The 19,949-nt window shown below is 62.8% G+C and carries 18 protein-coding genes; 6 read left to right on the top strand and 12 right to left on the bottom strand.

Annotation, left to right across the window (positions count from 1 at the left end):
- On the top strand, positions 1-4,098 hold a 4,098-nt coding region (locus HYX42_RS05030), incomplete at its 5' end, for a YDG domain-containing protein (RefSeq protein ID WP_293400498.1).
- 211 nt (positions 4,099-4,309) lie between these two features.
- Here the strand turns inward: HYX42_RS05030 and HYX42_RS05035 are convergent.
- The 7 genes from HYX42_RS05035 to rsmI form a co-directional block, all read right to left on the bottom strand.
- On the bottom strand, positions 4,310-4,924 hold the full coding sequence (locus HYX42_RS05035) for a DUF2238 domain-containing protein (protein ID WP_293400500.1): 615 nt from the start codon (positions 4,922-4,924) through the stop codon (positions 4,310-4,312).
- Positions 4,917-5,396 carry an OsmC family protein gene (locus tag HYX42_RS05040; RefSeq protein ID WP_293400502.1) on the bottom strand — a complete coding sequence of 160 codons (480 nt, stop codon included), beginning with the start codon at positions 5,394-5,396 and terminating at the stop codon, positions 4,917-4,919. The genes HYX42_RS05035 and HYX42_RS05040 overlap by 8 nt, the downstream gene beginning before the upstream one ends.
- Before the next feature lie 18 nt (positions 5,397-5,414).
- The gene (locus HYX42_RS05045) at positions 5,415-6,347 is read right to left on the bottom strand and encodes an alpha/beta hydrolase (protein WP_293400504.1); all 933 of its coding nucleotides are present in this window, start codon (positions 6,345-6,347) and stop codon (positions 5,415-5,417) included.
- Positions 6,348-6,372: 25 nt separating this feature from the next.
- Positions 6,373-6,864, bottom strand: coding sequence for a nuclear transport factor 2 family protein (locus HYX42_RS05050; RefSeq protein ID WP_293400506.1), 492 nt, complete (start codon positions 6,862-6,864; stop codon positions 6,373-6,375).
- 71 nt (positions 6,865-6,935) lie between these two features.
- Positions 6,936-7,427: a CinA family protein gene (locus HYX42_RS05055; RefSeq protein ID WP_293400508.1), complete on the bottom strand. Its 492-nt coding sequence runs from the start codon at positions 7,425-7,427 to the stop codon at positions 6,936-6,938.
- 16 nt (positions 7,428-7,443) lie between these two features.
- Positions 7,444-8,037 carry a phosphatidylglycerophosphatase A gene (locus HYX42_RS05060; RefSeq protein WP_293400510.1) on the bottom strand — a complete coding sequence of 198 codons (594 nt, stop codon included), beginning with the start codon at positions 8,035-8,037 and terminating at the stop codon, positions 7,444-7,446.
- Between the two features lie 239 nt (positions 8,038-8,276).
- Positions 8,277-9,119, bottom strand: coding sequence for a 16S rRNA (cytidine(1402)-2'-O)-methyltransferase (gene rsmI, locus HYX42_RS05065; RefSeq protein WP_293400896.1), 843 nt, complete (start codon positions 9,117-9,119; stop codon positions 8,277-8,279).
- Positions 9,120-9,190: 71 nt separating this feature from the next.
- On the opposite strand from rsmI, the gene HYX42_RS05070 reads away from it, so the two are divergent.
- The 3 genes from HYX42_RS05070 (at position 9,191) to HYX42_RS05080 (ending at position 10,950) form a co-directional block, all read left to right on the top strand.
- A complete protein-coding gene (locus tag HYX42_RS05070) occupies positions 9,191-9,589 on the top strand; it encodes a YraN family protein (RefSeq protein ID WP_293400898.1) in 399 nt (132 codons plus the stop codon).
- Between the two features lie 87 nt (positions 9,590-9,676).
- Positions 9,677-10,276, top strand: coding sequence for a phosphoheptose isomerase (locus HYX42_RS05075; protein ID WP_293400512.1), 600 nt, complete (start codon positions 9,677-9,679; stop codon positions 10,274-10,276).
- A 26-nt stretch (positions 10,277-10,302) separates the two neighbouring features.
- Positions 10,303-10,950 (top strand): BON domain-containing protein, encoded by a 648-nt coding sequence (locus tag HYX42_RS05080; RefSeq protein WP_293400514.1) that lies wholly within the window; start codon positions 10,303-10,305, stop codon positions 10,948-10,950.
- Between the two features lie 229 nt (positions 10,951-11,179).
- Here HYX42_RS05080 and HYX42_RS05085 read toward each other — a convergent pair whose 3' ends face one another.
- From HYX42_RS05085 to HYX42_RS05095, 3 genes are all read right to left on the bottom strand, one after another.
- Positions 11,180-12,085 (bottom strand): NAD(P)-dependent oxidoreductase, encoded by a 906-nt coding sequence (locus HYX42_RS05085; protein ID WP_293400516.1) that lies wholly within the window; start codon positions 12,083-12,085, stop codon positions 11,180-11,182.
- A gap of 88 nt (positions 12,086-12,173) precedes the next feature.
- Positions 12,174-13,310, bottom strand: a complete 1,137-nt coding sequence (locus HYX42_RS05090) for a PilT/PilU family type 4a pilus ATPase (protein ID WP_293400518.1) — start codon at positions 13,308-13,310, stop codon at positions 12,174-12,176.
- A gap of 180 nt (positions 13,311-13,490) precedes the next feature.
- Positions 13,491-14,534, bottom strand: coding sequence for a type IV pilus twitching motility protein PilT (locus tag HYX42_RS05095; protein ID WP_293400520.1), 1,044 nt, complete (start codon positions 14,532-14,534; stop codon positions 13,491-13,493).
- A gap of 78 nt (positions 14,535-14,612) precedes the next feature.
- On the opposite strand from HYX42_RS05095, the gene HYX42_RS05100 reads away from it, so the two are divergent.
- A complete protein-coding gene (locus HYX42_RS05100; RefSeq protein WP_293400522.1) occupies positions 14,613-15,332 on the top strand; it encodes a YggS family pyridoxal phosphate-dependent enzyme in 720 nt (239 codons plus the stop codon).
- Positions 15,333-15,711: 379 nt separating this feature from the next.
- On the opposite strand, the gene HYX42_RS05105 is transcribed toward HYX42_RS05100, so the two are convergent.
- Positions 15,712-16,272: a DUF3617 domain-containing protein gene (locus HYX42_RS05105; RefSeq protein ID WP_293400524.1), complete on the bottom strand. Its 561-nt coding sequence runs from the start codon at positions 16,270-16,272 to the stop codon at positions 15,712-15,714.
- A gap of 87 nt (positions 16,273-16,359) precedes the next feature.
- On the bottom strand, positions 16,360-16,827 hold the full coding sequence (locus HYX42_RS05110) for an Lrp/AsnC ligand binding domain-containing protein (RefSeq protein ID WP_293400526.1): 468 nt from the start codon (positions 16,825-16,827) through the stop codon (positions 16,360-16,362).
- 106 nt (positions 16,828-16,933) lie between these two features.
- On the opposite strand from HYX42_RS05110, the gene HYX42_RS05115 reads away from it, so the two are divergent.
- The gene (locus tag HYX42_RS05115) at positions 16,934-19,930 is read left to right on the top strand and encodes an L-glutamate gamma-semialdehyde dehydrogenase (RefSeq protein ID WP_293400528.1); all 2,997 of its coding nucleotides are present in this window, start codon (positions 16,934-16,936) and stop codon (positions 19,928-19,930) included.
- Positions 19,931-19,949 lie beyond the last annotated feature (19 nt).

Consider the following 19,949-nt stretch of genomic DNA (forward strand, 5'->3'; position numbering starts at 1 on the left):
GCGGGCACGGTGGGCGCCAGCAGCGCGCTGGGCGCCCTGACGGTGGCGGGCAACGACATCAGTGTGGCGGCCATAGGCGCTGCCTCCGCCGGTGCTGCGGCCACCTCCCTGACCGCCACCACTGCCGGCGCAGATACCGGCGACATTGCGCTTAACGGCGCCATCAACGTCACCGGGCTGACGCTGGTTGCCGGCTCGTCCATTTCCCCGGCCGACACGATCAAGGCCTCCACGCTGGCAGCCACACTGACGGGCGCCAGCAGTGCGCTCAACCTGGGCGCTGCGGCCAACGAGATCACGACGCTCAATGCCATCACCACACCGGGCGGTTTCACGCTCAACAACGGCAACAACAGCCTGACGGTGGCGGCCAATATAACGGCCACCAACAACGCGGTGTCCATCGACACGGGCACCGGCACCTACACCCAGTCGAACAATGTTGACGTGATTGCCGGCACTGGCGCGATCACCGTGGTGGCCGATGTCGTCACGATCGGAACGACCAACGCCGGCAACAACGCCTTCAGCACATCCGGGACGCTGACACTCAAACCCAAGACTGCCGGTCAGGCGATGTCGCTGGCGGGCGCTTCTGCCTTTGACATCTCTGCGCTTGAGATGGCACGGTTTGCCACGGGCGCTACCGGCCCGCTGGTGATCGGCGATACGGGCAGCACCGGGGTGCTGACCATAGGTGCAGCACTCAACATGGCGGGCAAGACGCTGGTGCTGAACGGCGGTTCCATAACGGATGGCGCGGGCGTCAAGACCATTACTGCGCAGGACGTCACGCTCAATGCCAATGGTCAGATCGGCACCAGCACCAGCGAAGGCATAGACATAGCGGCCACCAACCTCAGCGTCAACACCACTGGCGACGCCAGTGCCTTTGTGCGCACGGGGGCCATCAACCTGGGTGTCGGCACTGCAGCCGGTGCGAATGTGGGCGCTGGCACGCTGGACCTCGCCGCCACCGGCGCCGTGACGCAAACGGCCGCTACCGGCAACATCACCGCCGGCACGCTCAACGTCAGGACCCTGAACAATGCCGGCGCCGCCATCACGCTGGCCAACAGCGGCAATGATGCCGGTACGGTCGACCTGCAGGTACGCAACGCCGCCGGCACCGCCAATGCGCCGGCTGCCATCCAGTACGCCGATGCAAACGCCTTCGCCATTTCAGGCATCAACACGGGGACTGGCGCGGCTGGTGCGGTGACCCTCGCTGCAGGGGGCACGGTATCGCAGACCGGTGTTGTGAACGCTTCGACGCTGGCAGCCAGCCTGAGCGGCGCCGGCAGTGCACTTAATCTCGGTACGCAAAGCAACAACATCGTCCAGCTCAATGCCATCACGTCGCCAGGCGGCTTTGCGCTGAACAACGGCAACAACGCCGTGCTGCTCAACGCCGCAGTTGCGACCACAGACGGCGCCGTCGCCATCACGACGGGCAGCGCCGCCACCACCTTTGCGGCCGGCGGCTCCATCGCCAGCGGCGGCGGCAACGTGACGCTGACCAACAGCAATGCGGTCAAGGTGCTGGGCAATATCGACACCACAGGCGGCAGTGGCGCAGGTGACCTGACGGTGACGGGCGCCGGCGTGGTCTCGCAACTCGCGGGCTCTTCACTCAAGGTCAAGGGCGCAACAGCCATAGGCGCAGGTGCGGGCAACAACGTGACCCTGGCCAATGCGGGCAACGACTTCACCGGCGCCGTTGCCATCGCCAGCGGCAACAACGTCAGCCTTGCCGATGACAACGCACTGGTGCTGGGCGCTTCGACCATATCCGGTACGCTGGGTGTTGCTGCATCTGGCGCAGTCACGCAGTCCGGTGCCGTGGCTGTGGCCGGGTTGACGACGCTGGCGGCAGGCGCGGCCAACAACATCACGCTGGGCGACACCGGCAACAATTTCTCGACGGTGGTCATCACCAGCGGCAACAACGTCAGCATCGCCGACAGCAACGCACTGGTGCTCGGTGCCTCCACAGTGTCTGGCAGCCTGGGCGTCAATACCGCAGGTGCGATCACCCAGTCCGGTGTCCTGAATGTCACGGGCGCCACCACACTGGCGGCAGGCGCGGCCAACAACATCACACTGAACAACGCCAGCAATAACTTCTCGACGGTGGCCATCACCAGCGGCAACAACGTCAGCATCACTGATGCGAATGCACTGGTGCTCGGTGCATCCACAGTCTCGGGAACCCTGGGCGTGAATACGGCAGGCGCCGTCACCCAGTCTGGCGCCGTGGCTGTGGCCGGGTTGACGACGCTGGCGGCAGGCGCGGCCAACAACATCACGCTGGGCGACACCGCCAACAATTTCTCGACGGTGGTCATCACCAGCGGCAACAACGTCAGCATCGCCGACAGCAATGCGCTGGTGCTGGGTGCATCCACGGTGTCAGGCAGCCTGGGCGTCAACACGGCAGGTGCGATCACCCAGTCGGGTGCGCTGTCTGTGGCGGGCGCTGCGAGCCTCGCAGCCGGCAGCGCCAACGACATCACCCTGACCAGCGCCGCCAATGATTTCTCAAGCGTCGCTGTCAGCAGCGGCAACAACGTCTCGCTGCGTGATGCGAACGCGTTGGTGCTGGGCGCTTCAACAGTCAACACCAGCCTTGATGTCGTGGCCGCCGGCGCCGTCACCCAGAGTGGCGCCATCGTTGCGCCCGCGCTCAGCGTCAAGACACTGGCCAATACCGGCGCCGCCATCACCCTGGCTAACGCGGGCAACAACGTCGGCACGCTCTCGCTGCGCTCGCGTGATGCGGCCGATGGCGCCAATGCCGCAGGCGCCCTGCAATTTACAGACAGCAACGGTTTTGATATCGCATCGCTCGCCACCACGGTCAACGCCACACTGGGGGCCGGTGGCGTCGTCACGCAATCGGGCGCCATCGCCGCTTCAGGCCTGGCGCTCACTGGCGCAGGCGGCGCGTACACGCTGGGCAACGCCGGCAATGCCGTCACGACGCTGGCTGCCAATACCGGCAGCATTGACTACAGGCAGGCCGGTGCGCTGGCTGTTGGCACTGTGGGCGTGGCGGGTGTCACCACCACCGGCGCGGCGAAAATCGAAACCACAGGCGCGGCCTCCAGCCTGACGCTGAACAACGCCGTCGCCTCGTCCGGTACGGGCGATGCCATCGTGCTCAAGGCGGCCAGCTCCAATGCGGCCGGGGTCAGCGGCGGTGGCCAGCTGATCAACAACGTCGGCGCCAATGGCATTGTGGCCAGCGCAGGCCGCTATCTGGTTTACAGCGGCGACCCTGCCGCCACCACTGAGGGCGTCGCCGGTTACAGCAAGCGCTACAACAGCGATGCCAGTTACGTTCCCGCCGGGGCGGCCAGCACCTTCCTCTACCGCATTGCCCCAACCCTGACGGCGAGTGCCGACAGCACCAGTCGTGGTTATGGCGACAGCAACCCCGTGTTTACCGGCACCTCCAGCGGCTATATCGACGGCGACACGGCAGCCAGTGTGGGCGTCTCGTTTGTCAGTGCGGCGACTCCCCGCACGGCAGTGGCTGCCGGCCCTGTGGCCATCACGCTGGCGGCAACCAATAACGAGAACTACACCCTGGCCTCCACCAATGGCGCGCTGACCATCACGAAGCGCGACCTGGCCGTCACGGCCACCGGCGTTGACCGCATGTATGACGCCACAACGGCTGCATCGGTAGTGCTGTCGGACAACCGTGTAGCCGGCGACACCCTGGCCCTGACCAGCGCAGCCGCCACCTTTACCGACGGCGCCATCGGCAGCGACAGAACCATCAATGTGAACGGCATCAGCCTGGGCGGCGCAGATGCGGGCAATTACCGGCTGGCCAACACCGAGGCAGTGACAAGGGCGAACATTCTCAGGCCGCCCACCGGCACGTTTGCAGATGCGAAACTCGTCCGGACCATGGCGGCGCCTATGCTGGAAGCCATCAAGGCCGGTTGTGGCGCTGGCGTGGCCGGTGGCGGAAGTGACGCGCAAGCCCAGGCTTCTTCGCGGCGGGACGCCCTGGCTGATGGGGGTGCGGGCGACTCTTCAGGCCGCGGTGCTGGCCGCGCAGGCGCTGGCGGCGGCGCCTGTTAACCGGTGCAGTTAATGCGTCAAAAATGGCGCATTAAATGGTTAATGCATTATTCATGATGCATTACTGGCCCCGAGAAGCCTGAACCCCCGCCGAAGCGGCGCAAAACGCCAAAAACAGCCGATTTGAGGCTTGTTTCAGGTGCCAAATCGGCCTTCAGGCCAATAAACACGTGCGTGAGCAGCTACTAATTCAATAGCATTCAGAGCGAAATCAGCTTTCCGCCAGGCGCTGCATCTGCCGGTCATGCCAGCGCGCCAGCAACACGACGGCAACGGTGGCACCGATCAGGGCAAAAAACATGTCCGACTGCGTGTCCCAAGGGTCGCCCTGGGTGCCCAGGAACTCTGTCGCACCGCCACCGGCAGCCAGGGCCGTCCACCACTCGATCAGTTCATACACGGCGCTGATGGCCATGGCCACGCAGGCCGACAAAAACGCCGCCATGGGCTTGCTGGCGAGGTAGGCGCGCCGCAGCAAAATCTCGCGTGCCAGCATGGCCGGCACAAGCCCCTGCATGAAGTGGCCGATCTTGTCGTAGGGGTTGCGGCTTAAATGCATCAGCTCCTGCAACCAGAAACCGAAAGGCACGCGTGCATAGGTCCAGGCACCGCCAAAGATCAGCACCAGTGCATGTACGGCAATCAGCACATACAGCAGCGTGGTCAGGGGAAAGCGCTTGCGTGTCAAAAACAGAATGGGCAGGGCGATGACGGCGGGCAGGACTTCAAGCACCCATGTGCCGCGGTCATAGGGCGCAATGCCCGACCAGGCCAGCGCCGCCACAACGAAGAGGCCCAGCGAAGCCAGCATGCGCGAATCAGCCATGTGCCGCCGCGATCACGGGCTCGCAGCGCACCTCGGTTTTCACCGAGTTGGCAATGAAGCATTCCTCGTGCGCCTCGTGGTGCAGGGCGACAATTTCGGCGCGCGTCGGCAACTTCGCGCCGTAAAACACGACTTCAGGGCGCAGCGTCACCACCGTCATGGCGAGTTTGCCTTCTGCATTCTTGGTCATCACGCCGCTGGCCCTGTCGGTGTAGCTGTCAATGCAGAACTTGCGCTTGCCTGCCAGCGACAGAAACCACAGCATGTGGCAGCTCGACAGCGACGCGACAAATGCTTCCTCGGGGTCTACCGCCGAGGCATCAGACCAGGGCAGGGGCACGACATGCGGCGACGATGAGCCCGGCACCTCAACGCCGCCGTCAAAACGCAGCAGGTGGCGACGGCTGTAGCGGCCTGCTGCAAAGTCGGCGTCGCCACGCGTCCAGACAACTTCAGCGGTGTAGACAGACATGTGACATGCGTTCGAGGGTCAACGGAAAAACCGTAGCAGCGCGTCGGCTGTTGCCTGCGGCTGCTCTTCCGGGATGAAATGGCCAGATGCCATCGCGTGACCTAGCACCACGCCGCTGCACTGCGCCTGCCAGAGCGCCATCGGGTCGAACAGGCGGTTGACCACGCCGCGCTCGCCCCACAGCACCAGCATGCCGCAGCGCACCTTCTCGCCGCGTGCGCGGCTCTCGCGGTCATGGTCAAGGTCAATGCTGGCCGCAGCGCGGTAGTCTTCGCAGGCCGCGTGCAATGCCTCCGGGTTGCAGAAGCAGCGCTCGTATTCAGTCAATGCCTCGGCTTCGATATAACCCAGGCCCTCGCTGCCCCAACCGCCCAGTTTCGCGTGCAGGTAGGCCTTTGCGGTTTCGGGGTGGTTGGCGCCCATCATGATCTCGGGCAGCGGAGAGGGCTGCAGCATGTGAAACCAGTGGTAGTAGGCGCGCGCAAACTGCATGTAGGGTGCGGTCATGCTGGTGCCGTCATACATGTCGAGTGTGGGCGCGATGTCCAGCACGCAGAGTTTTTTCACACGCGCCGGGTGGTCCAGCGCCAGCCGGTGCGCCACACGGCCGCCGCGGTCATGGCCGCACAAAAAGAAAGTGCCCACGCCCAGCGCATCCATCAGCGCTGTCATGTCGTGCGCCATGTTGCGTTTGCTGTAGTTGCTGTGGTCGGGCAGGCCGGCGGTCTTGGACGAGTCGCCATAACCGCGCAGGTCTGGCATGACCAGAAAGAAGTGCGGCGCCAGCAGCTTCGCCACGCGGTGCCACATCACATGCGACTCGGGAAACCCGTGAAGCAGAAGCAGCGCCGGACGCAGGGGGTCGCCGGGAATGACTTTTGAAAAACGCGCAGCAATCGATGCGCCGTTGACCTCAAAGCTGCGTGTCTCGAACCCTTCAAACCAGCTCATATGGTCAACTCCTTGTGCGTGATGTTCAGGCGGGGCGGGAGGCCAGATACTTTTTCAGGTTGCCGGCAGCGGTGGCCTTGACCTTGTTGTGCAGATAGGGCGTCCAGCCCAGCAGCAGGCCTGGTGCGCCCAGTGCCTGGCGCGACCAGGTCCAGAAATCAAAGCTGTCGCGGTGCCGCGTGATCAGCCCCTGCTCATTGAAGGTGAACACGCCGTCAATCACGTTGTGCACCATGCGGCCGGTGGCGCTGAAGCGGTAGTCCGCCTCCCAGTGCGCCTTGCCGCTGGTGGCATCGGCTTCGATGCCACTGAATTTCAGCTTCCACACATCTGCGCCTTTGGCCCTGGTGGCGTCGGCCAGCATGCGCCACATGCCGGTCACCTCGCGGTGGCCCTTCAGTGAAAACACGGCATCCTCAAACACCGCATCAGGCGCGTAGCATGCGGCCATGGTGTCGGCATCCAGGCGCGCGAAGGCGGTGTAGAAATTATTCAGTGTGGTCGCGTTGGCGTGCATGCGGGTGTCTCCCTGGGGCCAAAACCCACACTCTACACCGCGCGGATGATTGCGCTGCTGGTTTAAATGGCTCAGGTCAGCAGTGCGATCAGCCGATTCAGCGCGTGCTTCACTGTGGCGGCGCGCACCGCAGCGCGGTCGCCGGCAAACAGCATGCACTCTGCGCTGGTCTGGCCATTGACCGACCAGCCAAACCAGACGGTGCCGACCGGCCTGCTGCGGCTGCCGCCCGTGGGGCCGGCCACGCCGGTCACGGCGACCGCCACCTGCGCTTTGGAGTGCGCGATGGCGCCTTCGACCATGGCGCGCGCGGTTTCTTCGCTGACCGCGCCGTGTTGGCTGATCACGCCGGCATCGACACCCAGCAATTCAATCTTGGCGTCGTTGGAATAGGTGACGAAGCCGCGCTCAAACCACGCGCTAGAACCCGCGAGCTCCGTGCAGGCGGCAGAGATCAGGCCGCCTGTGCAGCTTTCAGCGGTAGCGACAAACAGTTTTTTCTGCAGCAGCAGGTCGGCAAGCTGCACGACCTGTGAAGCAACGGAGTCATTGGGGTGTGTCATGTCGCTGCCTGTCTTTTTAAACGAAGTTCCAGATGGCGATCACCAGCAGCGTGCAGAAGGCGGCCACCAGGTCGTCAAACATGATGCCGAAGCCGCCGCGCGCGCCTGTGCCCTTGAAGGCCTTGTCAGCCCAGGCCACCGGGCCGGGTTTGACGGCATCAAAAAAGCGGAAGAGCACAAAGGCGGCGAGCTGCGCGTAAAACCCTGCAGGCATCACCAGCCAGAGAATCAGCCAGAAGGCGACGACTTCGTCCCAGACAATGCTGCCCGGGTCGGCCACGCGCATGTGGGTCGCCGCCACCGTGCAGGCCCACCAGCCGACCACCAGCGAGGCCGCAATCAGCCAGCCCATGCCTGCTGGCGAGAGCCAGTTTTCCAGTACGAGCCAGGCCAGCCAGGCCCAGAGTGTGCCGGCGGTGCCGGGCGCAACCGGGCTCAGGCCGGAGCCAAAACCCAGGGCGATGAAGTGGGCGGGGTGCGAGAGCAGGAATTTCGAATCCGGCTTGCGGGGCGACAGTTGGGGGGCCGCGGCCCTGGACTGGATCGCGGCTTCATCTGTCACAGCATCTGGCAGCAGGTCGGGAAGAGCGTCAGGAAGGGGTGGGGTCATGCTTGCGGGGGGTGTGGAGGTCTTGATTCTGTCATTTCTCCTAATTTAACGTGTACGGCAAAAAATTGAAACTTGCGTTAAATTTTTGTCGTATACGTTAAAACGTGTTGAAGAGGTGTCTGGAGATGCTGGCCGAGGCTTCAAAAAGCGTCCTCAAAGCCCTTTTTGGGGCATCAAATCGGCCTTCAGACCAATAAATACGCACGTGAGCAGCTATCAAAAACAGAGCAATTTTGCCGCTAGTCGCTGTTCTTGAGCTTGAGCGCCGCCTCGTACAGGTCGTTGCGCGGCGCGCCGGTGATGTCGGCGGCCAGCTTGACGGCGGTTTTCAGCGGCAGTTGCGCCAGCAGCAGGCCCAGCACGCGCTGGCCATCGTCCTGCGGCAAGGCCTGCGGCGCAGGGTGCAGCACCAGCGCAAACTCGCCGCGCGTACGCTGCGGGCTGCCGGCCAGCCAGGCGGCGAACTGGTCTGCAGCCACGGTGGCAATCTCTTCAAACTGTTTGGTGAGCTCGCGGCCCACGGTCAGCAACCGCGCGCCCAGCGGCGCCATGGCCTGCGCCAGCGCCTCGATGCGGTGCGGCGCTTCAAGAATCACCACGGCGCGGGCTTCGGATTGCAGCTGCACGACAGCCTGGTCGCGCTCGCCGGCCTTGCTCGGCAAAAAGCCGGCAAACACAAAACCCGAACCGCCTGCAATGCCAGCCGCACTCAGCGCCGTAGTCACGCTGCTGGCGCCGGGCAGGGGCATCACGCCGAGGCCGGCGGCGCGCACCGCAGCCACCAGCCGCGCGCCGGGGTCGCTCACGGCGGGTGTGCCGGCATCGCTGACATAGGCCACACGTTCGCCGCGCTGCAGGCGCTCGATGATGCCGACGGCGGCTTCAGACTCGTTGTGTTCGTGCACCGCCAGAAGGGTCTTTTCAATGCCGAACTGGCGCAGCAGGCCCTGTGTGTGGCGGGTGTCTTCACAGGCAATGACGCTGGCCAGCTGCAGCACATGCAGGGCGCGCAGGCTGATGTCGGCCAGGTTGCCTATGGGCGTCGCCACCACATACAGCATGCCTTCCGGATAATGCTGTATGCCCGCAGCGGCTTTAGCTGCGCCCAGAGCCAGGTCGAAAGAAGCGTTCAATGTGGTTTTCCAGGAAGCAGATGGTGAAGTCTTCAGGCGACAAGCCCGCAGAGCCAGGCCAGATTACCACCAAGCGCCTCGGCGACGAGGCCGAGAGTGCTGCACAGGCGTATCTGGCAAAAGCAGGCCTCAAGCTGGTGGAGCGCAATTATCGGACACCGGGCCGCGGCGGCGGCGAGATAGACCTCATCATGCACGACGCCGACGGCACGCTGGTGTTTGTCGAGGTCAGGCGGCGCGCCGGCCCCTCGCACGGCGGTGCGGCTGCCAGCATAGGCAGCGTCAAGCAGCAGCGCATCATCTTCGCGGCGCGCAGCTACCTCACGCGCTTTGCCAGCCCGCCGCCCTGCCGCTTTGATGTGGTGCTGGTCGAAGGCGCGGCCATCGAATGGCTGCGTGCGGCGTTTGATGCGTCATGAATTTGTCGCGATTTGCCCCGGCAACCTTGTAACCAGACGTGATGCCCGCAGCTGGGTGGGACCATCTTCAACAGCTATCATTGTCGCATGCTCGAACAACGTATTGAACAGCACTTCATCGACAGTGCCGACCTGAAATACCAGGCGGCGCAGGTCTTGTCCAAGCCCATCGTGGCGGCCGTGCAGGCCATACTCGCCAGTGTGACCAGCGGCGGCAAGGTACTGGCCTGCGGCAATGGCGGCTCAGCTGCTGATGCGCAGCACTTCGCTGCAGAATTTGTCGGCCGCTATGAACGTGAGCGGCCCGAACTGGCCGCGATTGCGCTGACGGTGGACACCTCCATCATCACGGCGATTGCCAACGACTACAACTTCGACCTTATTTTTTCCAAACAGGTCCGTGCGCTTGGCGGTGCTGGCGATGTGCTGCTCGCCCTGAGCACCAGCGGCAATTCTGCCAACGTGCTGGCGGCGATTGAAGCCGCTCACGAACGCGAGATGACGGTGGTGGCCCTGACCGGCCGCAGCGGCGGAAAAATCGCCAGCGTGCTGCGCGAGACCGATGTGCACATCTGTGTGCCGCACGAGCGCACAGCCCGCATCCAGGAGGTTCACCTTCTGGTGCTGCACTGCATCTGCGACGGTGTGGACGCGCAGCTGCTGGGCGATCCGGATTCTTCAGCCTGAACATGAACATCAAACAGGGAATACATATGAAAAAACTGGTTTTGGCGACAGCGACAGCTGCCCTGCTCACAGGTGCATTGACCGCCTGCGTGCCACTGGTCATAGGCGGCGCGGCAGCGGGGGGGTCGCTGGTTGCGACCGACCGCCGCACCTCGGGCGCACAACTTGAAGACGAGGGCATAGAGCTGCGCGCATCCAGCCGCCTGCGCACCGCGCTGGGCGAACGTGCCCACGTGAACCTGACCAGCTACAACCGCCAGGTGCTGCTGACCGGCGAAGTGCCCACCGCGCAGGACAAACAGCTGGTAGAGCAAATTGTGACGCGCGTCGAGAACGTTTCGTCCGTGGTCAATGAGCTGGCCGTGATGGGTAACACCTCACTGACCAACCGCTCGTCCGACGTGCTGGTCACCGGCCGCATCAAGGCCATGCTGATTGATGCGCGCGACCTGTTTGCCAATTCATTCAAGGTCGTGACCGAGCGCGGCACCACCTATCTGATGGGCCGCGTGACCCAGCGCGAAGCAGACCGCGCTACGGCCATCGTCCGTTCAACGCCGGGTGTGCAGAAGGTCGTTCGCGTTCTCGACATCATCAGTGAAGAAGAACTGGCACGTCTCCTGCCGGCCCCCACAAAACCACCACCACCCGGCGCCAAGCCGCAGTCGAACTAAGCTGCCGTAAAAGAGACTGACTAAACGGAGAGATCTGTGCAAGCAGGGTCCGCGGAACCGGCTTTGCCGGGCCGCAGGAGCAACGCCCCCTCGGGGGGCAGCGCAGTACACGAAGTGACAAGCGTGGGGGCCTATGTTTCAAGCAGGGTCCGCGGAACCGGCTTTGCCGGGCCGCAGGAGCAACGCCCCCTCGGGGGGCAGCGCAGTACGCGAAGCGACAAGCGTGGGGCTACACCAGTCTCTTGATGAGGCTCGACGTATCCCAGCGCTGGCCGCCCATGGCCTGGACATCGGCATAGAACTGGTCCACCAGCGCCGTCACCGGCAGGCGCGCACCGTTGCGTTTGGCTTCGTCAAGCACCAGCCCCAGGTCCTTGCGCATCCAGTCCACCGCAAAACCGAAATCGAACTTGCCTTCAACCATGGTCTTGCCGCGGTTGTCGAGCTGCCAGCTTTGCGCCGCGCCCTTGCCGATCACGTCCAGCACCTGGTTCATGTCCAGCCCGGCTTTCTGGCCGAAGGCCACGGCCTCGCTCAGGCCCTGCACCAGCCCGGCAATGCAGATCTGGTTGACCATCTTGGTGAGCTGGCCGGCGCCGCTCTCGCCCATGAGCGTGAAGGCTTTTGAAAACGCCATGCCGACTGGTTTGACGACATCAAAGGCGGCCGCATCGCCACCACACATCACGGTCAGCGCGCCGTTCTGCGCACCGGCCTGGCCGCCGGACACGGGCGCATCCACAAACTGCAGGCCGGCCTTTTTGGCAGCGGCATAAAGCTCGCGCGCCACATCTGCCGAAGCCGTGGTGTGGTCAACAAGGATCGCAGCCGGCTTCATGCCGGCCAGCGCGCCGTCTGCACCGAGCACCACGCTGCGCAGGTCATCATCGTTGCCGACGCAGCAGAAAACAATGTCTGCATCAGCCACAGCGGCTTTGGGTGTGAGGCCGTGGGTGGAACCCTTGAACTCTTCACGGAATGCGACGGATTTTGCGGCAGTGCGGTTATAGACGCTGACCGTATGGCCGGCGAGTGACAGGTGGCCGGCCATCGGGTAGCCCATCACGCCAAGCCCGAGGAAGGCTACTTGGCGTGAAGGGGCAGGCTCGTAGGTTTTTGCGTTGGTGCTGGGCATGGTGTGTGTCCTGTTCTCTGGATGAATATGAAGCTCTCAATGGAAAACGGGCAGCTCTCGCCGCCCGCTGCTGCGCGTGCCGTGGTGGTCAGACGATGGCAAAACCTTCGGTGCCGGCGGCCAGGTCAAGCGACTTGGCGCGCTGCGAGTTGAGCTTGATCTGCAGGCGCAGGTCATTGACCGAGTCGGCGTTGCGCAGGGCGTCTTCGTAAGTGATCATGTTGGTTTCAAACGCGTCGAACAGCGCCTGGTCGAAGGTCTGCATGCCGAGGTTGCGGCTCTTTTTCATGATCTCCTTGATCTCGGACACTTCGCCCTTGAAGATCAGGTCGGAAATCAGCGGTGTGTTGAGCATGACCTCGACCATGGCCGCACGGCCCTTGCCGTCCTGCTTGGGCACCAGCCGTTGCGAGATCATGGCCTTGAGATTGAGCGACAGGTCCATCAGCAGCTGGGTGCGGCGCTCCTCAGGAAAGAAGTTGATGACGCGGTCGAGTGCCTGGTTGGCGCTGTTGGCGTGCAGCGTACACAGGCAGAGGTGGCCGGTTTCGGCGAACGCGATGGCGTGTTCCATGGTCTCGCGGTCACGCACCTCACCCATCAGGATGACATCGGGCGCCTGGCGCAATGTGTTTTTCAGGGCGGCTTCCCAGCTGTCTGTATCCAGGCCGACTTCGCGTTGCGTGACGACACAGTTTTTATGCATGTGCACAAATTCAACCGGGTCTTCAATCGTGATGATGTGGCCGTAGGACTGCTCGTTGCGCCAGTCGACCATGGCCGCCAGGGTGGTGGATTTGCCGGAGCCCGTCGCGCCCACCAGGATGGTCAGGCCCCGTTTGGCCATGACCACTTCCTTGAGCACCTGCGGCACACCGAGACCATCGATGGTCGGCAGGGTGGCGGGAATGACCCGCATGACCATGCCGACCTTGCCCTGCTGGATAAAGGCGTTGACGCGAAAGCGCCCCACGCCGGGCGGCGAGATGGCGAAATTGCATTCCTTGGTGCGCTCGAATTCCGAGGCCTGCTTGTCGTTCATGATGGCCCGGGCCAACGCCAGCGTGTGACCGGCATTGAGCGGCTGGGGCGACACCTTGGTGACCTTGCCATCGACCTTCATGGCCGGCGGAAAGTCGCCCGTGATGAACAAGTCACTGCCATTGCGGCTGATCATCAGCTTCAGAAGGTCGTTAATGAATTTACTGGCCTGGTCGCGTTCCATTTGCGACTCCCTTTCAAACAGCTAGCCGGTAAAGGCGGGTATTAATTAAAGATGTTCCGGTGCCAGAAGGGCAAAAGCGAAGGCGCAAGGCAGCCGGCCGCAGCGCAGGGCCGCCCCAAGCAAGGCCAGCCCCCTCGGGGGGCAGCGCAGTACACGAAGTGACAAGCGTGGGGGCCATATCTAGCCAGGGAAGTTCTCGGGGATCTTCGCCTTGCCGCGTGCTTCGGCCGCGGAGATGACGTTGCGCTTGACCAGGTCGGTGAGGTTCTGGTCCAGCGTCTGCATGCCGACGCTGTTGCCGGTCTGGATGGAGGAATACATCTGCGCGACCTTGGCTTCGCGGATCAGGTTGCGGATGGCGCTTGTGCCGAGCATGATTTCATGGGCTGCCACGCGGCCCGCGCCATCCTTGGTTTTGCAGAGCGTCTGCGAGATCACCGCCTGAAGTGATTCCGACAGCATGGCGCGGATCATTTCCTTTTCTTCCGCAGGGAAGACGTCAATGATCCGGTCCACCGTCTTGGCTGCGCTGGAGGTGTGCAGCGTGCCAAACACCAGGTGACCGGTTTCAGCGGCCGACATGGCCAGGCGGATGGTTTCGAGGTCGCGCATTTCGCCGACCAGGATGGCGTCCGGGTCTTCACGCAATGCAGATTTCAGGGCGGCGTTGAAGCTCAGTGTGTGCGGGCCGACTTCACGCTGGTTGATCAGGCACTTTTTGGATTCGTGCACGAACTCGATGGGGTCTTCCACCGTCAGGATATGGCCGTATTCGGTTTCGTTCAAAAAGTTGACCATGGCGGCTAGCGTGGTCGACTTGCCCGAGCCCGTGGGGCCTGTGACCAGCACCATGCCGCGCGGCTTGAGCGCCAGCTCGCCGAAAATTTTCGGCGCGTTGAGCTGCTCCAGCGTCAGGATCTTGGAGGGAATGGTCCGCAACACGGCGCCGGCGCCGCGGTTGTGATTGAAGGCATTGACACGGAAACGCGCCAGACCGTCAATCTCGAAGGAGAAATCGACCTCCAGGAACTCTTCGTAATTCTTGCGCTGGGTGTCGTTCATGATGTCGTACACCATGGAGTGGACCTGTTTGTGGTCCAGCGGGTCGACATTGATGCGGCGAACGTCACCGTGCACGCGGATCATCGGGGGCAGCCCTGCGGACAGGTGCAGGTCAGAGGCCTTGTTCTTGACGCTGAAGGCCAGAAGCTGGGTAATGTCCATCCCGGGAAATCCTTAAAAACAGTGCTGAAACCGGATGCCGCGTGATGGGCCGGGTTTACATGAGTTTACAGTTGGATTATGACCATGATTGTGCGCAACCTCCAGCAGGTCCGTGACCGGATTACCACGGCATGCATGGCCGCGGGCCGCCTTCCCGACAGCGTCCGGCTGCTCGCGGTGTCCAAAACCTTTGGGGCCGCTGCGGTCGCTGAAGCGGCCAGCGATGGGCAGCAGGCTTTCGGGGAAAACTATATCGCTGAAGGCGTTGAAAAAATACGCGCCCTGCGCGATCTGCAAGCGTCGCGGCAGGGCGTGCCCGTCGGCGCGCTGCAATGGCACTGCATAGGCCCGGTGCAGAGCAACAAGACCCGGCTGGTGGCCGAACACTTCGACTGGGTGCAGTCTGTAGACCGGCTGAAAATTGCGCAGCGCCTGAGCGAGCAGCGACCCGCGGGATTGCCGCCGCTGCAGATCTGCATACAGGTCAATACCGACGGCGGGGGCAACAAGTCGGGTGTGGCGCCGGAAGAGGCGCATGCACTTGCCCGCGACGTCGCGCAACTGCCGGGGCTCACCCTGCGGGGCATCATGTCCATCCCCGAACCTGCTGATGACTTTGTGAGCGCCTGTGCAGTTCATGCCCGGGCCAAAGCGCTGTTTGACGAAATCAATGCGAGGGGCGACCTGCCTGCACTGCTTGATACGCTGTCCATGGGTATGACGGCCGACCTCGAAGCCGCAATTCATTCAGGCAGCACCATGGTCCGCGTCGGAACCGCCATCTTCGGCAAGAGATAGGACCTCACGGGTTGCTCCTTCTTCAAGGGGCTGTGCTGGCAGCCAACGAAGCAGGGCTTTAGCAAGCAGGGTCCGCGGAACTGGCTTTGCCAGGCCGCAGGAGCAGCGGCCCCCTCGGGGGGCAGGGCGCTACACGCAGTGAGCAACCGTGGGGGCCCGGCCGCAGCGCAGGGCCGCCCCAAGCAAGGCCAGCCCCCTCGGGGGGCAGCGCAGTACACGAAGTGACAAGCGTGGGGGCTTTATTTACCGGCCCCCTCGGGGGGCAGCGCAGTACACGAAGTGACAAGCGTGGGGGCCCGGCCGCAGCGCAGGGCCGCCCCAAGCAAGGCCAGCCCCCTCGGGGGGCAGCGCAGTACACGAAGTGACAAGCGTGGGGGCTTTATTTAGGCATCACCATCGGCTTGATGGCGCCGCAGTCCCCGCCCAGCCATTTTGCGTTAGTGTCTATGGTCGTGGTCCTGGGGGCGCCCTGTGCGGTGCTGTTGACCTTCATTTTCATGGTGTAGGCCGTATCGCCTGCGAAAGTGAACTGCCCCTCACCTTTGGATGGCGGGTTGGTGCAGGTGAAGTTGATCTTCATGCCAGTGCGGCTTTTTTCCGAGGTCGTGGTGATGCAACTGCCCTGCTGCTGAACCGGAAGCTGGTTGCGCTCAACCATCTCTTTGGTGATGCACATCTTCAGCACCATGCCATTGGCGTTAGCGCTTCCCATGCCCACGCCCTGTTTGGCCAGCATGTCTTCCATGGCCTTGCGCTGTGCGGGCGGCATGGCTGCCATCTGCTGCTGCATCCGCGCCATGGCCTGTTCGTTTTCAGGGCTGCCGCCTATTTTGTTGGTAGCTTCCCAGAGGCCGGGCTTCATGGTTTGAGCGCAAGCCGACAGGCCGAGGGTGGTGATCACCGCCGCTGCTGCGGTCTGGCAAAAAATGCGGATGCTCATCGTGACTCCTCATCTGTGTGAATACTGGGGTGAATTATTGACCGTGATCCTGACGCACGCAATTTTTGAAAAGTGACAGCCTGTGGGTTACGTCCCCAGCGCCAGATGTGTGGTGTTCTTGACTTCTTCCATCACCGCATAGGTACGCGTTTCGCGCACACCGGGCAGTTGCCAGAGCACGGTGCCGGCAAAGGCGCGGTAGGCTGCCATGTCGTTCATGCGTGTTTTAAGCAGGTAGTCAAAACCGCCGGCCACCATGTGGCATTCCATGATTTCAGGGCAGACCTGTACCGCAGCCTTGAATGCCTCAAATACGTTTGGAGTGGTGCGGTCCAGCAGAACCTCGACAAACACCATCATGCCGGCGCCCAGTTTGAGCGGGTTCAGCCGGGCCTCGTAGCCCAGGATGTAGCCATCACGGCTCAGGCGTTGAACACGCGCCAGCACAGCAGTAGGCGACAGGGCCACACCCTCCGCCAGCCTGAGATTGGAGATGCGTCCGTCCTGCTGGAGCAATGTGAGTATTTTCAGATCAAGGCGATCCAGATTGTTCATGGCCTCTCATCGTGCTAGTGAATTATTTTGAATATCGCTGAAATTTAGCGGGAAATTCATCATTCTTCAAGTCAATATGGTGTAACTCACATACGCCGGATTCCTCATGAAAACACAGCTGACTGACAGGCCTGAAGCGCGGCACCAGCGTCTGCCTTCTCCCTATCGTTCTGAAGAAGACATCACTACCGCGCTGTTGTCCGGTCTTCAGGGCGCACTTGACTGGCCGGCCGTCATCCAGGCCGCCAAGCCCTGGGTGCTGGCGGTTCGCAGCAATCCCCCGCCCTTCTGGGCCATGGAAAGTTTGCTCAAGGAATACCCGATTGCCAGCAGCGAGGGCATGGCGCTGATGCGGCTCGCAGAAGCGCTGCTGCGTGTACCGGATGTTGAGACCGCGATTGCCCTGACCGCTGACCAGCTGGGCAGGGCTGATTTCGCAGGTGAGGCAGACAAGGCCATGGCGCGCCTGTCGTCGAGTGCGATCGCCCTGTCAAAAAACTTTCTGCCGCACTCTGGGCCCACAGGCACTGCGGAGTCAGGCCTTCTTGGCAGGCTGGGCGCACGCACAGTCGTGGCGGCCACAGTACGCGCCGTCCAGCTGCTGGGACGTCAATTCGTGCTGGGTCAGACGATTGCCGAGGCCATGGACGAGGCGCGGGCCGCCCGGCAAAAAACAGCCGGGCTGCGCTTCAGTTACGACATGCTCGGTGAGGGTGCGCGCACGCAGGCAGATGCCATGAAATACCTGGCGAGCTACCAGCATGCCATGGTGTCCATCGCAGCATCTGCAAACCCGAGTGGTGTCACTGAAAGCAACGACGGCATTTCCATCAAGCTCAGCGCACTTCACCCGCGTTATGAAGATGCACAGCATGAGCGCGTGATGGCCGAACTGGTGCCCCGCGTCTGGGGCCTGTGTGAGGTGGCTGCGTCCGCCAACATCAGCCTGACGATTGATGCGGAAGAGGTGGACCGCCTCGAACTCTCGCTTGATGTGTTTGAGGCGCTCGCCGCTCTGGTGGCACGGCACCATCCAGAGTGGCGGGGTTTTGGCATGGCGCTACAGGCCTACCAGACCCGTTCGCTGGACCTTGTACATCACGTCATTGCCATTGCACGCAAATACCACCTGCGCCTGATGTGCCGCCTGGTCAAGGGCGCCTACTGGGATTCTGAAATCAAGCGGGCGCAGGAGATGGGGCTGCCGCATTACCCGGTTTTCACCCACAAGCACCACACCGATGTCTCATACCTGGCTTGCGCCAAAGCCCTGCTCGATGCGCCCGATGCCATCTACCCGCAGTTTGCCGGCCACAACGCCGGCACGATTGCCGCCATTGTTCAACTGGCCGGCAACACTGGCGGTGCGTTTGAACTGCAGCGACTGCACGGCATGGGGGAAGGTGTTTTTCGCGAAGTGCTCAGCAACCCCAACCTCCGTTGCCGTGTTTACGCACCGGTCGGATCGCACCGTGAGCTGCTGGCCTACCTGGTGCGGCGCCTGCTTGAAAACGGTGCCAACTCCTCGTTTGTGCACCAGCTCGCCGACGAGTCGGTAGGCATGGATGATCTGCTGGTCTCACCGCTGAGGCTTGACCTGGCGCGGCCATTTCCCCTGCCGCCTGAGCTGTACGGTATCGGCAGAAAAAACAGCAGGGGTCTGGACCTGACGGTCGGCAGTATGCGTTCACCGCTGCTTGATGCTTTTGCGCATGTTGAGGTGCCCCATGTGCCTGTCTTCGATGTCAGCCTGGTTGCAGAAGCGCTGAAAGCCGCGGCAGATGCGCAACGCGCATGGGCCAGGGTACCGACAGGCGAGCGTGCAGGCACATTGAGAAAAGCCGCTGACGCACTGGAAGAGCAGATGCCGCGGTTCTGTGCGCTGCTGGTCAGCGAGGCATTTAAAACCTGGGGTGACGCGGTTTCCGAAGTGCGCGAGGCGGTGGATTTCTTGCGCTATTACGCGAGTGAGGCCGAGCGCATCATGCAGCCGCTTGCCATGCCGGGGCCTACCGGCGAAACCAACGAATTGCGCTTTAGGCCGCGCGGCGTGTGGGCGTGCATCAGCCCCTGGAATTTCCCGCTGGCGATTTTTACCGGGCAGGCCGCGGCGGCGCTGGTCACAGGTAACTCTGTACTGGCCAAACCCGCCGAGCAGACGCCGGGTGTGGCATTTGAGGCAGTGAAGCTGCTGCACCAGGCAGGCATTCCTGCAAGCGTCCTTCAACTGCTGCACGGGCCCGGCGAAACAGTGGGTGCGGCGCTGGTGGCCTCGGCCGGCGTTGCGGGCGTCGTGTTTACCGGCTCGACGAACGTGGCACAGATCATCAACCGCGCGCTTGCAGCAAAAGACGGCCCCATCACCCCGCTGATCGCAGAGACCGGCGGCATCAATGCCATGCTGGTCGATTCAAGCGCCTTGCCCGAGCAGGTTGTTGACGCCGTGCTTCAAAGCGCTTTTCGTTCCGCAGGCCAGCGCTGCTCGGCGCTGCGCCTGCTGTGTGTTCATGACAGCATGGCAGACCGCATCGTGAAGATGATCAGGGGTGCTGTGTGCGAGCTTGTGTCGGGTGAGCCGGCCAATCTGAAAACTGATGTGGGCCCGCTGATCGATCGCGAGGCTTATGAAGGCGTCATCAGGCATGTGCGAGACCTGGGTTCGCAGGTCGATGCGGTCACCACTGAATCTGGCACTCTGAATCTGCTCGCACCCTGCGTTCTCGAAGTTGCGAAGCTCTCGGGCGTGAAGCAGGAAATTTTTGGCCCCGTATTGCAGATTGTGCGCTGGGGCAGCGGTGAACTGAAAACCGCAGAGGCCACTATCGATGCCATCAATGCGCTGGGCTACGGCCTGACCCTGGGCCTGCAGACCCGCATCGACTCGCGTGCGTACGCGCTGGTACGCAGGGCCCATGTCGGCAACGTCTATATCAACCGCAACATGACGGGCGCTGTTGTGGGTGTCCAGCCCTTTGGCGGTGAAGGGTTGAGCGGCACCGGCCCCAAGGCTGGCGGGCCGCATTACCTGTACCGCTTTTGCAGCGAACAGACAGTAACAGTCAACACCGCTGCCGCGGGCGGCAATGTCCAGCTTATGGCATGAAACGGCAGCGAAGCGACCG

Origin of the sequence: Polaromonas sp., from assembly GCF_016185115.1 — a bacterium.
GTDB lineage: Bacteria > Pseudomonadota > Gammaproteobacteria > Burkholderiales > Burkholderiaceae_C > Polaromonas.

Bases quoted from the DNA above. Each gene is read 5' to 3' on its own strand.
- HYX42_RS05035 (WP_293400500.1), bottom strand. From the start codon at position 4,924: ATGGCTGATTCGCGCATGCTGGCTTCGCTGGGCCTCTTCGTTGTGGCG.
- HYX42_RS05040 (WP_293400502.1), bottom strand. From the start codon at position 5,396: ATGTCTGTCTACACCGCTGAAGTTGTCTGGACGCGTGGCGACGCCGAC.
- HYX42_RS05045 (WP_293400504.1), bottom strand. From the start codon at position 6,347: ATGAGCTGGTTTGAAGGGTTCGAGACACGCAGCTTTGAGGTCAACGGC.
- HYX42_RS05050 (WP_293400506.1), bottom strand. From the start codon at position 6,864: ATGCACGCCAACGCGACCACACTGAATAATTTCTACACCGCCTTCGCG.
- HYX42_RS05055 (WP_293400508.1), bottom strand. From the start codon at position 7,427: ATGACACACCCCAATGACTCCGTTGCTTCACAGGTCGTGCAGCTTGCC.
- HYX42_RS05060 (WP_293400510.1), bottom strand. From the start codon at position 8,037: ATGACCCCACCCCTTCCTGACGCTCTTCCCGACCTGCTGCCAGATGCT.
- HYX42_RS05070 (WP_293400898.1), top strand. From the start codon at position 9,191: ATGGTGAAGTCTTCAGGCGACAAGCCCGCAGAGCCAGGCCAGATTACC.
- HYX42_RS05075 (WP_293400512.1), top strand. From the start codon at position 9,677: ATGCTCGAACAACGTATTGAACAGCACTTCATCGACAGTGCCGACCTG.
- HYX42_RS05080 (WP_293400514.1), top strand. From the start codon at position 10,303: ATGAAAAAACTGGTTTTGGCGACAGCGACAGCTGCCCTGCTCACAGGT.
- HYX42_RS05085 (WP_293400516.1), bottom strand. From the start codon at position 12,085: ATGCCCAGCACCAACGCAAAAACCTACGAGCCTGCCCCTTCACGCCAA.
- HYX42_RS05090 (WP_293400518.1), bottom strand. From the start codon at position 13,310: ATGGAACGCGACCAGGCCAGTAAATTCATTAACGACCTTCTGAAGCTG.
- HYX42_RS05095 (WP_293400520.1), bottom strand. From the start codon at position 14,534: ATGGACATTACCCAGCTTCTGGCCTTCAGCGTCAAGAACAAGGCCTCT.
- HYX42_RS05100 (WP_293400522.1), top strand. From the start codon at position 14,613: ATGACCATGATTGTGCGCAACCTCCAGCAGGTCCGTGACCGGATTACC.
- HYX42_RS05105 (WP_293400524.1), bottom strand. From the start codon at position 16,272: ATGAGCATCCGCATTTTTTGCCAGACCGCAGCAGCGGCGGTGATCACC.
- HYX42_RS05110 (WP_293400526.1), bottom strand. From the start codon at position 16,827: ATGAACAATCTGGATCGCCTTGATCTGAAAATACTCACATTGCTCCAG.
- HYX42_RS05115 (WP_293400528.1), top strand. From the start codon at position 16,934: ATGAAAACACAGCTGACTGACAGGCCTGAAGCGCGGCACCAGCGTCTG.